A 14,669-nucleotide genomic window follows, 5' to 3' on the forward strand; every position below is an offset into this window, starting at 1 on the left:
TTTGTTACTTTCTCTTCCGTTTATTATCATCCTGCTTCAACCAATAACGGATTCCTTTCCCCGCAAGTGGTTCATCCATATGTCTCGGAATCACATGAAGGTGACTATGTGGGATGAACTGACCAGAAACCTCTCCCACATTCCAGCCAACAGAATAGCCATCAGGTGAAAAACGTTCATCGAGGTAGGCCTTCGCTCGGTTTAAGAGCGCATATGTATCAAGCCATTCCTCTTCTGTTAAATCAAAAGGATCGCTTCTATGCTTTTTGGGGACAATTACACCAGAACCCTTCAACACTCTTTGTTCATTGTCGTGCTGAAGAAAATAACAGGTTTCCGTTTCGAACACGATCGTTTGGCTCACATCACGATATGGATTGCAAAATGGACAATCTTTTTTGTACATCAGCATCCCCCTCCACTTAAAAAAATTCGATAGCTCATAACTAAAACCCTCTAAATAAAACAGATATCTAGCTTGATTGTAGGTATCGTACTAGTATCTGTCCACTCTAATTTCTGAGCACGAAAAAAGACCAGGATTATCCTACGATACTCCTGGTCTTTCTATTAATCAAGCAGTGTTTGCTTCATTCTTTTTTTCAGTACGATCGATTACCTTTGAACCAACAAGATCTCCTGTCACGTTAAGGGCAGTTGCACCCATTCCGACAAGCGCATCAACAGCCGTTAGTAACGCCACGGTTTCCATCGGCAAACCAACTTGTGAGAAGACCGTTGCGATCATGATGATCCCTGCTCCAGGAACACCAGCTGTTCCGATTGAAGCGAGCGTTCCAACAAGGACGATCGCGACCATGTCAGGAAAGCTGAGCGGTGTACCAACAACATTAGCAGCAAACACAGCGGAAACCGCAATTCGAATTGCTGCGCCATCCATATTAATCGTTGCGCCTAGCGGTAAACTGAAGCTATAGAGACTCTTTGAAATGCCAAGCCCTCTTGCCGCGTTTAACGTAATTGGAAGCGTCCCTGAGCTACTTTGTGTTACAAAAGCTGTAATCATTGGTGTACGAGCCTTCGAGAAAAACTCGCCCGGCTTCACTTTGAAAAACAGCATCGCGATCAGGTAGATTCCTACCTGAACACCAAGTGCAATGTATAAGACCACAATCATGTTTCCTAGTGAAAGAATCGTATCGAGGCCCTGGTTACCAATCGTCTTTGCAATAATCGCGAAGATTCCGATCGGTACGTATTGAAGAACAACATTCATGATTTTGAAGGTCGCTTCATTTAATCCATCAACAACTTTATAAAGGTGTTCACCTAGCTCAGCCGTTTCCTTCGCACTTCTTAGCGCAGAGATCGCAATCCCGAATGCGAGAGCTGTAAAGATGATACCAAGAAGGTTCATCTCACTGAACGCATTGACGATATTCGTTGGAACGATGTTCAATAGCACGCTCACAACACCAGGATTTTCTGGCACCTCAACGCTTTCGTTCGGATTGATGCTTAACCCTTCGCCAGGATTAAACAGGCTCGCGACAGTGATTCCGACGATCATTGCAACCGCACTAGAAATCACATAATAACTAAATACCTTTCCACCCTTACGACCTAGATCACCGAGTTTCGTTTGGTTAACACCAACGATCAATGTGAAGAGGACGAGTGGTATGATGAGGAACTTCAGAAGATTAAGTAACAAATCGCCAAACGGCGCAAGAACAGCAGCATCTTCACCAAATACAAAACCTACGATTATTCCTAATATAAGTGCAAGTGTTATCTTCACTATTAATGAGGCATCAAGATAGCCTCGAAATAAATTCGTCATTCCCTTTCTCCCCTTGTAAACAAACTAATATTAGTCCTATGAATTTACTAGGAAATAAAGATACCTTACATTCTATTGAAAGTCAATGGGTTGGGCTTGAACAAAAAAAGAGCGTGGATGAGTACTTCTGCATCCAGCTCTTCAACATATCATTTTTTCACTATCGCAAACAGGTTGCTACTCCACCATTAGCTAGCACACCCGGAATAGTTCCGAGAGATGTACCATCCGTTCCGAAAGCTGCAAGAACCTGACTAGCAGATGCAGAAACAAGGAGTTTCTTTTGCGTCACATCCAAAGCCATTTGATCTACTCCAAAATAGGCGCTGGTCCCTAGACCAGTCGAAAAAGATTGAACAGGAGTTAGGAACGGAGCGCTAGGTGTAAAAGCATACTCAGTTACCACAGCTCCACCGGAAGCCGTCAAAACAAATACGTTCTTTCCGTTTTTAGAAACAACGATCGTTTGAGGATTAGTACTCGTCGGAATATTAGTGAGCAATACTGGTAGAGTCGGATTAGTTGTATCAAATACTGCAATATCGTTACTACGTAAGTTAGCAACAAATGCAAATTTTCCACTTGGGTGGAAAGTAATGTTGATTGGTCCATTTCCTCCTGTATTTACGGTTGTGCCCGTATCTACTATGATTCCGGCACTATCAATCGATAATACTCTGATTTGATTACCAAAAAAATCCGCTCCTAGAACAAGCCCGTTCCCCGTCTGCGATACGGCTACAGCTTGAAGACTAAGACCCGGTATCGCATTTACGATCGCTTGATCGGCCAAACCATAAGATACGATTCCTTGTACACCTCCACCATCAACGATTGCAGCAAACCGATTATCCGGTGTCATATCTACGTCTTCTGCATTTAAAGGAGTTGCCACAACATCAACGACCTGTGGAGGATCTTGAGTTAAATCTAGTTGTACGACGCTTTGGCTATTAAATGCGGTTAGAGCAGCACTCTTGCAGTCCCTCGTAATAGCAACGTCAATATAGTCTAGAGCAGGATTATCGATTTGTTCAAGTATAGTTAAGGTGTCGGTATCAAAAATTGTGAATCTGTTACTATTAAATTCAGTCACAATCCCAATAGGTAATCGTGGAGGTGGGACCGGGAAATTAAAGCCTACTGCATCTCTACAGCAAAACAAAAATGTGTTGCCGTCTCTTAAAGACGTAACCATTCCCGTCCTAGGATCAAACGAAAGAAATGTAATTTCAATAGCAGTAGTTGTCCCATCGAAAACTACTGTAACCACTTCTCCTGACTGGAGTCGACTAAATATGTGACAAAGACAGGAAGAAGAACCGTTAGAAGAACACGTCATTTTATTTCACCTTCTTTCTTATTTAAAATTTCTTCTTATCTATAATTTATGCTCGAAATCTCTTAACGGTTTGGGTCTCTATTCGTTCGATATCCGAAATAGATTCATAACTAAAAAAATAGAGCCATGAATCTATAACCGATTCGTGACTCATTTTCGTTCATATCAACTTATTACCCTCTCGGACCGAACAGCATGACGGACACTCCGATCATACAAATCCCAGCCCCTATCCAATCATACAAATCTGGCGTCTTTTGATCTACACCCCACCCCCAAAGGACGGAGAGAATAATAAACACTCCCCCATACGCTGCATAGACACGTCCAAATGACGGAAAGGCTTGAAATGTTGCAATCACGCCATAAAGGGCAAGGGTTATCCCACCGATCACGCCGTAATAGGAAGGGTACCCTTCTCGTAACCACAGCCAGATGAGATACCCTCCACCAATTTCAGCAATGCCTGCAAGGATGAATAATAGTAGTGCACTGAACACATCAATCACTTCCTTATACAATCCTATTCCTTACGTTGAATGCCTAACATGCAATCTAATTTCCTTTTACTATACTCTACCATTCTTCTAATAATCATTCTCGCTATCCAAAAGGAAGCTACCTAAAGGCAGCTTCCTTTTGGATAGTCAACTGGTATTCACTCCTACTAAGTTGGGGTTAATGCCAGCAAACTTTCCGACCGATAATGATTACGTAGACATCTGCTCTCATTCTCGAGCAGTTGTTTTAATAGCTTTGTTTTTTCTCGTAATCATACACGAAAATGGAAATTGGAGCGGAAGGATGCTCGACTCCAGCGGGATGTGCGGGACAGGTGAGACCCCGGAGGCGCAACGGTTTTGTGCGCTGAGAAGGCTCACCGCCCTCCCCGCGGAAAGCGAGCATCCTGAAGCGGAAATCACCACCTTACCATGGCAGATGGTCCTTAAGACTTTCTCGACACAATAAGGAAGCTACCTAAAGGCAGCTTCCTTATTGTTTGTTCTATTCCTTCTTATGCTTCCCTCTTCCGAAATAAAAGATTCCAGAAAAGATACCGAGCGCCGTCATACATAGCGCGAGGATGAGTCCTGCCCACGGCCCTACTCCTGCGATGAATGGAACCGAGAGTGCGGTAACGAGACCACCACCAAGGAACGGCTCATACACGAGTTGCTTATAACCAAACGCTTCAAACGCAGGTGATTCATTATCAGGGTCCACGATACGCATCAAAAGAAGACCCGTTGCCGTTACACCCATCGATTGACCAAAGTCACCGATTCCTCGTTCAAACCAATAGTTCGGAATGATTTTCGGTGCAAGGAATAGGAATCCGAATAAGTTCCAGGAGATTCCTGCTACAGCTAGAATCAAGAATGGCACGAGATAATCACCGATTACTTCCAGAGATACTGTTGCAATCGCTGAAATAATCAAGAGGTCTAACGCAAGCCCCTGAATACGATTGATCATACGACGATCAACCAGGTTGTACTTATCGTTTTTATTAAAGAAGATCTGTAGAATAATCCCGCCGAACATTGCGATCGGGAATAGTGGGATATACTTCATGAAGCTTGAACCTGTCCACTGTGTAATCGTGATAGTTTCAAGTCCAATTAATCCTTGTAGAATCAACCAACCTATCAAAATCGAAACCATGATGATCGCTAAATGGAAAGATAGTGGCTCGATCGATTCAGGTCGAAGCGTCATTCTCCCAGCTGGTTCTCTGTTTTGATATTCCATGATTCCACTTTTACGTAGTTCAGAGAAACCATCTACATCTTTGATCACTTCTGTTTTCTTATTTCTTACTGCCCAGTTGATCAGGATAATTCCGAAAATGACACCTGACAATACCCCGACTGTCGCGAGTCCAATCGCAAGGTCGAATGCCTCAGAGAAGCCAAGCTCTTCGAACGTACTCGCCATTCCGGCTGCTGTACCATGTCCACCCTCGAAGGCTACTTCAATGAGCGCACCTGCCATCGCTGGAATATCGAAGAATGGTGTGAGGATTAATAAGACGACTAATAAGCCGATTACATATTGTCCCCAGCCGATCGCCCAACCGAAGGCTAACTGAGGTCCACCGTATGTCCACACATCTTTAAGCTTTGGCATCGCTGCTCCAAGGAATAAAGAAGCGAACACGACGTTGATCATCAGACCTGGGAGTGCTGCCCACACTTCAATAATTGTTTGAGTCATGATTCCATTGTTTAAGAAGTGTCCTTCAGAAACGAATGGACCGACTAATTTACCAAGAACCTGTGGCCCTAGTAGTAGAGCGATAAAGCCACCGATAATGGATGCTGGTAAAAAGAGATCTTGCAAAATTTTCACTTTAACACGTATGAGTTTTCCGATAAGAAGAAAGACACCTATATATAATAGCGCAAACCCTATTTGCTCCGGACTCAAAATAAACCACCTCGTTACATCAAGATTCTAGCTGCATCGAAAATACTTCTCGTAATAACAACCTGTATTTTTACTTCCTCGTAAAAAAAGCCGTTAAACGTATTTCCAAAAAAAAAGACTTTTCAATTTTCTCCAACTGAAAAGTCTACTCTAGAATTTTGAAAGGTGAAGGGCTAATTCTTTTATTCTTTCATCCGTTTGCTCTTCTAACGTATCTCTCTCTTCGTTATTCGTATAAAGAGTATCTCCCTTAATAATATGGTCAGATAGATTAAGAAGACTAATTGCTTTCCTATTAAATTTCTTCGCGACCGCATACGTTGTCGCGGTCTCCATATCCACACCGATGTGACCCTCTTCTGCCCAAGCCTGAACGAGTGCGCTCGTTTCAGCGTGGATGGCTCCCGTTGTGAAGATCCTTCCGGTTACATAAGAGTAGTTCTTTTCTTCACAGTACCGAATCGCTTCTTGTACGAGTTCTTCATCAGCTTCAACCGTTTGCTGATTTGGCAAGTACCAGTGTGACACCCCATCTTCCATCACGGCTGACGTCGCAATAAAGATATCTCCGTAGCTGACACTGTGAGACAATCCACCAAAGTAACCCGTTTGAATGAAGACTTGTGTTCCTAGAACAGCAAAGCGATGTGCGACAGAAGCCGCAATCGGTCCACCAAACACATTCGCGAATCCAATCCGTCGATCACGATAAGTACCCACAATTGAATTCCAATCTGGTAGCCACTGCTCGTGTTGAAGAAGCGCTTTCCAACTTGATAGATTCCATTCATGTTCCCATTCACCGTGAAGGATAAAGGCACAGGGCACGTCTTTCGCTTTTATATCCATCGCTTCCAACCAATCCGCTTTTTCAAAGTCTCCGTATAACTTCATAAATACCTCCAAGCCATGACTATAATGAATGCAGTAATCGATCAAGTTCCGTTACCATATCTGGTATCCATTCCTTCGCTTCCGGAATGGCTTCGGCACCATGATCGATCAACCACCGAACCATGTAGATCGTCCAGCAAATTCCGCCCATCGTAATTTGCCATTCTAAATCAACCGAGAGCTCTTCTTCGACTTCGTTGCGATACGCATCTGTCAGCTCTTTCGCGCTCACACCATAGTCCTCTGCGGAAGATAGGAGACAATATAAATCTCCAAGATGTGGACTCAGATTCGCATTCGCCCAGTCGATGATCGTTACCTGCTTATTGACTCTCACCATGTTTTTTGGATAAAAGTCATTGTGAGTAATCGTAACGGGGAAGCGTTTGTACAGCTCTTCCAACTGCTTCGGAAGAACGTCTAGGGCATGTTGAAGAATGACGTCCTGATTAATTTCTAATACGTGATGTTGCTTCTTGATATAGAATAAATCGTTGATCAGCTTATCCTTTTTCAAATAAAAGACGTCTTTGATTGTAGAATTATTCGAAAGTTTTGATCGAACCTCGGTTCTCATCCTAGCTAACTTTCTGGCAGCTTCAATAAAATAAAGCTCTTCAGGATGCTCCTCAACACTTTTTCCTTTTACATCTTCCATCAATAAGATCCCTACGGAACCTTCTGATATCGCGTTGTAGATGATAGGTGACTCGATTTTTAATGGACGAAGGAGATGTTGATAAACGGCTGCCTCACGCGAATTTTCACCCATTCCTTTCTTCGCGATCATCGTGTTTCCACCTGGCATTGTTACTCTCCAAACTTCTGAAAGTGACCACTGTCGTATCGACTTCCAAACAACGGCATTCTTCAGAGCTGGAACAAGATGAATATATTCCGTCCAAGCATTTGGCGTGTTCATCGCTTCACCCCTTTTGATGTTCAAGATTAAAGGAAAATGAAGCTGCTCAAGCAGCTTCATCCTAATCCTTATAACTTCTTCTTCATTGAAATCGAAGAAGGTTGATAGTCATTCTTCTGATAAAGCTGAATCGCTCGATCATTATTTCCAAAAACACTTAAAGCGAGAAAAGACATTCCCATCTCTCTCACAACTTCTTCACATTTCATAAGTGTCTTCGATCCATACCCCTTACCTCTAAATTGTTCATCAATGTAAATATGATAAAGGTACGCAAGCTTTGTTTCCTCATTCACATTGAACCACAACAATCCTAGCTTCGATTCAGTATTCGCATCATGAACAAGGTACAAGTAGTGATCTTTTGTCGCAACACCATCTGGAAATGTTTCTTCAAAGAACGTTTGAGACTCTTCTAACGCTTTCTCATGTGGAACATTAAAGTTCGTTGAAATGTCTTTTGAATAGTCAGGTACCATGAACCTAAGGTAATCCTCAAAGTCTTTTTCAGTCATTTTTTTCAACGTGATCATATGCTAATCTCCTCATTTGCCGTGTTTTACTTATAACCGTCTATTCTCAAAAAGTAAACCTGTACGCAAATGAAGAAAATCGTCTCACTGCAGAGGTTTACTTAAGCAAACCACGGGACGCACATGAAGGTAGTAGAAATCATTTTGTTTCCTCCTTAGCCGATGTAATCCAGCGCTTCCTTCAACATTTCTTGAAAGTTCACTGGATACTCGTGATCTAAATCTGATACGATCTTAATCTTATGCTGTATGTTTCGTTTCACTAAAAGCTCTCCAAACCTGTTTGCACTTTCAAAGCAATCCGCGTCTTGGTCTCCGCAGATGATATAGCCTTTTACGTCCTTATCAAGGTTATCGAGCAACTCATCCCACTCATCTACTTCTGGTAACCACGGAGCGACAAAGATAAACCCATTAACTGGTAATTCTTTTTCCACCATAGCATGAAGTGCTACGCGACATCCAGCAGAAAAGCCTCCAACCGTAATGTCATCATACTGCTCGCGCAATTGTTTACTATGAGTTACAAGCTCATCAGAGCCTTTTTCAAGATCGTCCCATTCATATGCATCAGAAAATTGAATTTGAGACGACTGTGGAAGTGCGAGTGTGAGTCCATCTGACACAGCGGACTTCCAATACTCTTCCGTTAGCGCGATGTTCTCCTGATCGCCGTGCAATGCGATTAGCAATCGTTTTTCAATACCTTCTCGAGAACCCTCTAGAACCTTTAATTCAGGCTTTGCCGAGGCTTTTGCTTCTTCTTCTCTCTTCTTACAAATCTGAGCTAATTCTTGAAACTCACTTGTATCTTTAATCGAATCAAGGTCCTCATCTGCCATCAAATAGTCATACGAATACCAGTATCCATGAACGATAATAGCTTCCCTCATCAATCGTAATGCTTCTTCTTTTAAATCAGAAGCTGCTGCGAGCGCGTATTGAAAATTGTAGATCTGCGTTCGATTTCCATCGACCTCGTCAGCATGCTGATCAATATAGCGAAAGGCTTCTAAACTTCCATCGTTCTCATATCTTTCGATCGTTTTATTCAGTAGTTGTGTATATGTCATCTCTTTCATGCGTTCCTCCAATTGTTCATCATCACTCTCCACTCGGAGCATATGATTGGTCTCGTACGACTACGGTTTCTGGTACAAATTTAATCAGAACATTGCTGTCTCCTAATCCCTGAAAGTTTGGTGACCATTCTTCTTGATTCGGTCCCAAATACCTTGTGAGAAGTCGTGTCGCAATTCCTTTATCAAATTTCTCCACAGTTGCTGTTCCTCTAAATCCCGCATGGTTTACTTTACCAGAACGAGGATCAAAATCCACAATACCGATCGCACATTTTGGATTTTTTTCAATCCTTGTCGGGAAGGTATCAGAAGATGGCGTACCAATGATCCAAATACACTCATCTTCCCAATAAAACCAAACAGGAGATTCTCTCGGGCCTTCTTGCGCCATCGTGGAAAGGTGTGCAAACAGGGGCTTTTTCATAAATTCATCTAGATCAAAACTTCGATTACCTCTGATTACTTTCATTATGTATCATCCTTCTATTAGAAAAATAGTATATTCTTATCCTCAGCATTCACTTCTAGTTATGTAGGAGTAATACCTTTACGGAGATTAATTTCTGTATATTCAGTCATTTTACCAATAAACGTTAGGACATCTCACGCATACACGAAACCTCTCATAAAGTAGCAAAAACGATTCGAAGGTGGAAAAATGAACAACAGGTATGCAACAGCACTAAACTGTATCGATGGCCGAACACAAATCCCCGTCACCGCTTGGATCATTGATCATTTCGGCGTGGACTTTGTAGACTTAATTACAGAACCTGGTATGGACCGAGTCCTCTCTCATGGATCTTGGCATGAGATTGACCGAATTAGAAGAAATGCAATTGTCTCAATCGATGCCCATAATTCCCACGTCATTGCAGTCGTTGGTCACTATGATTGTGCAGCAAATCCAGTGAGTGACTCCCAGCATTTCAATGATATTCTGAAATCCGTCCAAACTGTTAAGTCATGGTGTCTACCTGTAGAAGTCATTGGTCTTTTTGTTGACTCTCACTGGCGCGTGCATGTTATTAGCTGTTGAAGTCGTATTCACTGAAACGAAAACAAAAGTAGGTCAGCTCCCATGGTTTTGTTAATAACCTGAAGCCGACTTTTTTTATTGTCTATGTTATAGTTTGTTGTTAATTTGATTGAAGGGAACTAAAGTTCTGCAATTAGGTTATCTATTCAAGGCTTGGTTTCAAGTTTTAGAAAGCATTCAACACCAAAGAAATGTGGTTTCTATGAATGAATTGACTATAATACAGTATGTGGAAACTTATGATACACTTAAATTAGCTAAGTTCAATATCTAACATTTCTTTTTTTTCCACGAACGGAAGGATTAGGGGAGTTTGACTGGGAAATTCTTAAATAAGGGAGAAATTTTATGCTTTGGCTTATGTTAATAGTAATATTTCTGCCTTTTATAGCAAGACGAATAGAAAGGCATTTTCAACGATTAAAAAAAGAAAAAAATGAAATGAAGGATATCTTCAATGATTGATAGAAAATGATATCCCCACTTAATTAACCTATTTGTTTTAATTAACAAGAAAAATATACCACATAGGAACTTCCACAAAACTGGAAGTTCCTATTTTTTTGTGGAGTATCCATTCTCCTCAGTCATTCCTCGTCCTTGTGGAAACTCCTGTAGAAAAACTACATACTGAATCGTTTACTTAAGGAAACCGACGCTCTTGTACCTCACACCCATCATTTCTCCACATAATAAACAACAAAACGAACGAATAATCCTTGTGCCTTTGAAAATGCTAACAGATGTCCAGGTGAAAAGGGGAATCGAACGATGTACATAATTGGAACTATTTGTTGGCTGATTGCAGCCAGACTATTCGGAGACTATCGTCACTGGGAAAAATACCATCATACCATTCTTTATTTTATCGTTTGTGATCTTCTTTATAACTTTCTAACCTCCCATTATCCGCTTTGGGAGTATTCTCCAAGTAATCTTTTGCCGAACCATACCACAATAAACTTAATCATTATGTTCATCATCTATCCTTGTACAGTATTGATTTATCTCCCTTATATGAATAAATTCAATAGGACCTTCTCAAAGTTCCTCTTTCTAACCTCATGGGTAGTGCTCTATGGTTTCTTTGAGTGGCTGTTCACAGCGATCGATCTGTTTCACTATCACAACGGCTGGACGCTATTTAGCTCGATTGTTTTTGACTACATCATGTTCATGATGCTCTATTTGCATTTCAAAAAACCTTTGCTCGCTTATGTAATATCTGTTCCAATCATCATCATTCTTCTCTTAATTTACAACGTTCCAGTAAGCGATTGGAGATAGCCAAGGAGGATGACAGTGGCCTTACCGATAACGATCACCATTTCAATAACCCTTATCCACTTAGTCATTTACCATAAAAACAAACGGTCACTTCTTGAAAATTCGATCGTGTTCTTTGTCGTCTCGATCTTCATTATGAATTATTTAACCATCATCACCTGGAACATGGATTTCATATCCACTTCTAACGATGACACTCAGTTCATTTCCTTTCTCCTTCACAGAAACCTGATCACACCACTCATTGTGATCCTTTTCACCAATACGTATCACAACCTTACGAGTCGAAAAGCAATGGCTGGACTTTTGGCTGCAACCTTGCTTAGTATGGGTATCTTAAACGTGGGATCCGTCTATTTCCAAGTTGAGAAATACATTGAATGGAATTTACGCCTTGCATTGATGATGGATGTCATTATTCTTGCGATTGGCTTAGTGACGCTAAAATTCGTTATGTTTCTGAAAACGAAGGAGACAAAGAACTATGAAGGTCTATGATCATTCATTCAACCTAAACGAATGGTTCATTATTCTGAGCGTGCTGGTGTTATTTTCTTTGCTTTTTATAGTACCCAAAATCTTTTCTACGTTAGAAACGATCGGATATAGTCTGTTCGGGTTGTTCATCGGGATGTTTAGCGATCAAACCCTTAGTATAAGTCCGTGGGATTTCTATGATGTGAATGATTCGGCCGCATACCAGGGGATCGATTTCTTAAGCTATGTGATGTACTGTCCTTATAGCTTCTTCTTTCTATACATCTATGTGAAATGGAAGATCAAAGGCTTTCACACTATCCTTTATATTGTGATCTGGACAGTCGTTTCTCTTCTGATGGAATGGTTCGGAACAAAAATAGGCTTGTATCATTTCGGTAAAGGCTACTCCATGTACTGGTCTGTGCCCATCTACTTATTGTTTCAATCTATGCTACTAGTTTACTATCAGTTAACAAAGCCGAAGCCGATGGTTATCGATAATCCTTGATTCCGTTCTCAAAAGCTTCTTCATCGTTATGCTCAATTCCATGAAGAGCTTCCTGCAATGCGAACGTTTCTCTATAAAACATGACACGCTCTAGAATGTCTTCTCCGTCAGGATATAAGGTGAGACACTGCCGAAAGAAATCCTCTCCATAACTAGCGAGCAGTCCTGCAAAATCATAGGCCGGATCCCCAATCTCGGTTTCCCCGAAATCAATAACCCCTGTAATCTCACATCTCTCATGATTCCACAAAATATTAGACGCTCCGAAATCCCCGTGAATACGCTTCTTACTTATGCATGCGTGTTTTTCATTCTCTAAAAACGTTTCGAACAGATTAGTAACTTTCTTCCTAGCATCCTTCCTCATATAAGAAAAGAGCTTCTTCTGTATTCTTACAAACAGTTCCTCAACTTCACGATGGCTATCTTCGCTAGTTTGATCACTTGGTGAAGTAGTGTGTAATTCAGTTAAAAATGTGACGAGCTGTCGCGCGATCTGTTCAACATCCTCACCCCTTGTCATCCTTTTAAACGTATCCCTCCATAAAGGCTCACCTTCGATTAATTCGTATCCAGCGAAAACTTTCCCAGTCTCACACGGCTCAAACGATTTATATGTAGGAAAAGGAATGGGCAACGATACGTGCTTTCTAACGTCACTTAGTAATGCCGTTTCTTTTTTTAACGCGTCGATTCCTTTTTCATACTTCGGAAACCTGAATACGAGCGAATCATTAACAATGACAACATCATTGTTTTGTCCGATTGTATTTTGCACAATGCTGGCTATTGTCAATTCTGGATACACAGCATTGATTCGGTCTTTATAGTACAATTCCATAAGCTTCTTACCCTCTTTTCTTTTTTCGTTGCCAATGGGACAAACCATAGTACAATCATACTCTTTCCTTTGCGTTAGGTTTACAGATGAACCCATTTGGTTATAGTTTCTGTGTGGTTAACATTACTTTTTCTTCATTAGCACATCAAAACACATTCTCATGTTTCTATCACTTCCAGAAGTGGAAGAGTGAACATGAAGACACGTTGAAGGAGAGGATATTATGAGTAAAGATCCAAAAAGCGCAGCAGCAGAAATGAATCAAGATAAGAAAGATGATATTCTAGAAAACTTTCAGCAATTCAAGGATTATCTAGGAGATCAAGTTCATAAAGGTGAGAAGCTTGGACTTGGTGAAGAAGGATTAACAAAAGGCGCTAAGCGTGTAGGCGACTACTTAGCGAAACATGAAGATCCACGCAACCGTGAGCAAAAGGTATTAAACGAGCTCTGGAACGTAGCGAATGAAGAAGAACGTAAGAGCATCGCTCATGTACTCGTGAAACTTACTGACGAAACAAACAAGTAAGTTGAAACCTTAACGGATCGCACGTTACAGTAAGAAATAGAGTGTTACCATCTAAGGATGGTTCAACTAGCCTGGGCTCTCACTGGAGATGTGAGCCCGGGCTTTTTCTATAGGAGCCATAGCTTCTTTGCTTCACCTGTAGACAACTTCAGGACATTGGTGAAATAGACATGAAGTGGAATAGACTGATCCCACTCTTTATAGCACGTTATCAGGCTTAAGAGATTGTTTTCGAAATAGTCCTCGATCAATACGTTCACAACCTTTTTGCTTCGCCAGTAGTCATAGAAAGCACCTGAGAAACCACTCTCTTCCCCATATCGATAGCCCGCTCGACCAAACTCGCTCAAACAATAGTCTCCGAACTGTTCTTTATAATGCTCGATTAACGCATCTTCAACTTCAACCGTTTCCTTAAATTTCTGTTCAGAATACAGTAGCTTTCTTGGAATGTATTCGCATAGCCCCTCTTCAAACCACATATTCACTTCATCGCCCTCAAAATCATCATGAAAGAAATCAGCATGATGGGTTAATTCGTGCGCAGCAATTGATGCTACATCAAGTAAGTCTGTTGATGAATAATACGTTTCAACCTGATCCATTTGCCCTTGTACTGTAGACAGAAGGATGTCCCTCCACACTGAAGGCTCCGGATTCATATGGATTAAATCCCTAGATGTATAGGCGGGAATGGGGATATCAGAATACAGTTCAGTCGCTGACTGCAAATCGTGAAACACGATCCCTCTAGGCGCTTCAAAAGATGTGATGTCTTCAAGTAATTTCGAATAATCCTTTAATGCTTCAATGATTTTTACACCATGTTTCTCAATATCACTTACTTTCGACGTATCTGTCACGGATATGGCATACTGCAAAACACTTCTCCCCTAACAAGAATATTTTTCTATTTTTATTAATTTATGGTTTAAACGTAACATATTCGGGTATAAGATAAGAACAAAAAAATGCACA

17 protein-coding genes and 1 pseudogene are annotated in these 14,669 nt (G+C 41.2%); 6 read left to right on the forward strand and 12 right to left on the reverse strand.

Annotated features, from left to right (window positions below):
- Positions 1-4 precede the first annotated feature (4 nt).
- From SJY16_RS16095 to SJY16_RS16140, 10 genes are all read right to left on the reverse strand, one after another.
- On the reverse strand, positions 5-406 hold the full coding sequence (locus tag SJY16_RS16095) for an HIT family protein (protein WP_377890741.1): 402 nt from the start codon (positions 404-406) through the stop codon (positions 5-7).
- 168 nt (positions 407-574) lie between these two features.
- Complete coding sequence (locus tag SJY16_RS16100; protein ID WP_377890743.1) at positions 575-1,804, reverse strand: dicarboxylate/amino acid:cation symporter; 1,230 nt, start codon at positions 1,802-1,804, stop codon at positions 575-577.
- A gap of 160 nt (positions 1,805-1,964) precedes the next feature.
- Positions 1,965-3,077, reverse strand: a complete 1,113-nt coding sequence (locus SJY16_RS16105; RefSeq protein ID WP_377890745.1) for a beta-propeller fold lactonase family protein — start codon at positions 3,075-3,077, stop codon at positions 1,965-1,967.
- 242 nt (positions 3,078-3,319) lie between these two features.
- Entirely contained in the window at positions 3,320-3,646 is a 327-nt protein-coding gene (locus SJY16_RS16110) for a YnfA family protein (RefSeq protein ID WP_377892300.1), read from the reverse strand.
- 505 nt (positions 3,647-4,151) lie between these two features.
- On the reverse strand, positions 4,152-5,576 hold the full coding sequence (locus tag SJY16_RS16115; RefSeq protein WP_377890746.1) for a sodium/glutamate symporter: 1,425 nt from the start codon (positions 5,574-5,576) through the stop codon (positions 4,152-4,154).
- Between the two features lie 150 nt (positions 5,577-5,726).
- The gene (locus tag SJY16_RS16120; RefSeq protein ID WP_377890748.1) at positions 5,727-6,470 is read right to left on the reverse strand and encodes a phosphorylase family protein; all 744 of its coding nucleotides are present in this window, start codon (positions 6,468-6,470) and stop codon (positions 5,727-5,729) included.
- A 19-nt stretch (positions 6,471-6,489) separates the two neighbouring features.
- Entirely contained in the window at positions 6,490-7,392 is a 903-nt protein-coding gene (locus SJY16_RS16125; protein ID WP_377890750.1) for a phosphotransferase, read from the reverse strand.
- A gap of 68 nt (positions 7,393-7,460) precedes the next feature.
- Complete coding sequence (locus SJY16_RS16130) at positions 7,461-7,925, reverse strand: GNAT family N-acetyltransferase (protein ID WP_377890752.1); 465 nt, start codon at positions 7,923-7,925, stop codon at positions 7,461-7,463.
- Between the two features lie 155 nt (positions 7,926-8,080).
- Positions 8,081-9,007, reverse strand: a complete 927-nt coding sequence (locus SJY16_RS16135; protein WP_377890754.1) for an alpha/beta hydrolase — start codon at positions 9,005-9,007, stop codon at positions 8,081-8,083.
- 22 nt (positions 9,008-9,029) lie between these two features.
- Positions 9,030-9,476: a pyridoxamine 5'-phosphate oxidase family protein gene (locus SJY16_RS16140; RefSeq protein ID WP_377890756.1), complete on the reverse strand. Its 447-nt coding sequence runs from the start codon at positions 9,474-9,476 to the stop codon at positions 9,030-9,032.
- A 189-nt stretch (positions 9,477-9,665) separates the two neighbouring features.
- On the opposite strand from SJY16_RS16140, the gene SJY16_RS16145 reads away from it, so the two are divergent.
- From SJY16_RS16145 to SJY16_RS16165, 5 genes and pseudogenes are all read left to right on the forward strand, one after another.
- Complete coding sequence (locus SJY16_RS16145; RefSeq protein ID WP_377890758.1) at positions 9,666-10,046, forward strand: carbonic anhydrase; 381 nt, start codon at positions 9,666-9,668, stop codon at positions 10,044-10,046.
- Between the two features lie 145 nt (positions 10,047-10,191).
- Positions 10,192-10,320 (forward strand): annotated as a pseudogene (locus SJY16_RS16150) (IS1595 family transposase); the annotation flags it as partial.
- 497 nt (positions 10,321-10,817) lie between these two features.
- Positions 10,818-11,333 (forward strand): CBO0543 family protein, encoded by a 516-nt coding sequence (locus SJY16_RS16155; RefSeq protein ID WP_377890760.1) that lies wholly within the window; start codon positions 10,818-10,820, stop codon positions 11,331-11,333.
- 15 nt (positions 11,334-11,348) lie between these two features.
- The gene (locus SJY16_RS16160; protein WP_377890761.1) at positions 11,349-11,831 is read left to right on the forward strand and encodes a hypothetical protein; all 483 of its coding nucleotides are present in this window, start codon (positions 11,349-11,351) and stop codon (positions 11,829-11,831) included.
- Positions 11,818-12,321, forward strand: a complete 504-nt coding sequence (locus tag SJY16_RS16165; protein ID WP_377890763.1) for a hypothetical protein — start codon at positions 11,818-11,820, stop codon at positions 12,319-12,321. The genes SJY16_RS16160 and SJY16_RS16165 overlap by 14 nt, the downstream gene beginning before the upstream one ends.
- Here SJY16_RS16165 and SJY16_RS16170 read toward each other — a convergent pair.
- Positions 12,305-13,162 (reverse strand): phosphotransferase family protein, encoded by an 858-nt coding sequence (locus SJY16_RS16170; RefSeq protein WP_377890765.1) that lies wholly within the window; start codon positions 13,160-13,162, stop codon positions 12,305-12,307. The genes SJY16_RS16165 and SJY16_RS16170 overlap by 17 nt on opposite strands.
- A 223-nt stretch (positions 13,163-13,385) precedes the next feature.
- Between SJY16_RS16170 and SJY16_RS16175 the strand changes: the two genes are divergently transcribed.
- Positions 13,386-13,691: a DUF3243 domain-containing protein gene (locus SJY16_RS16175; protein ID WP_377890767.1), complete on the forward strand. Its 306-nt coding sequence runs from the start codon at positions 13,386-13,388 to the stop codon at positions 13,689-13,691.
- 107 nt (positions 13,692-13,798) lie between these two features.
- On the opposite strand, the gene SJY16_RS16180 is transcribed toward SJY16_RS16175, so the two are convergent.
- On the reverse strand, positions 13,799-14,572 hold the full coding sequence (locus tag SJY16_RS16180; RefSeq protein ID WP_377890768.1) for a hypothetical protein: 774 nt from the start codon (positions 14,570-14,572) through the stop codon (positions 13,799-13,801).
- Positions 14,573-14,669: the final 97 nt, after the last annotated feature.

This window comes from Alkalihalobacillus sp. R86527 (assembly GCF_042466185.1).
Lineage (GTDB): Bacteria > Bacillota > Bacilli > Bacillales > Guptibacillaceae > Guptibacillus.

Coding starts and splice junctions, on each gene's coding strand:
- SJY16_RS16170 (WP_377890765.1), bottom strand. CDS start 13,162: ATGGAATTGTACTATAAAGACCGAATCAATGCTGTGTATCCAGAATTG.
- SJY16_RS16095 (WP_377890741.1), bottom strand. CDS start 406: ATGTACAAAAAAGATTGTCCATTTTGCAATCCATATCGTGATGTGAGC.
- SJY16_RS16175 (WP_377890767.1), top strand. CDS start 13,386: ATGAGTAAAGATCCAAAAAGCGCAGCAGCAGAAATGAATCAAGATAAG.
- SJY16_RS16140 (WP_377890756.1), bottom strand. CDS start 9,476: ATGAAAGTAATCAGAGGTAATCGAAGTTTTGATCTAGATGAATTTATG.
- SJY16_RS16125 (WP_377890750.1), bottom strand. CDS start 7,392: ATGAACACGCCAAATGCTTGGACGGAATATATTCATCTTGTTCCAGCT.
- SJY16_RS16130 (WP_377890752.1), bottom strand. CDS start 7,925: ATGATCACGTTGAAAAAAATGACTGAAAAAGACTTTGAGGATTACCTT.
- SJY16_RS16165 (WP_377890763.1), top strand. CDS start 11,818: ATGAAGGTCTATGATCATTCATTCAACCTAAACGAATGGTTCATTATT.
- SJY16_RS16155 (WP_377890760.1), top strand. CDS start 10,818: ATGTACATAATTGGAACTATTTGTTGGCTGATTGCAGCCAGACTATTC.
- SJY16_RS16135 (WP_377890754.1), bottom strand. CDS start 9,007: ATGAAAGAGATGACATATACACAACTACTGAATAAAACGATCGAAAGA.
- SJY16_RS16145 (WP_377890758.1), top strand. CDS start 9,666: ATGAACAACAGGTATGCAACAGCACTAAACTGTATCGATGGCCGAACA.
- SJY16_RS16120 (WP_377890748.1), bottom strand. CDS start 6,470: ATGAAGTTATACGGAGACTTTGAAAAAGCGGATTGGTTGGAAGCGATG.
- SJY16_RS16100 (WP_377890743.1), bottom strand. CDS start 1,804: ATGACGAATTTATTTCGAGGCTATCTTGATGCCTCATTAATAGTGAAG.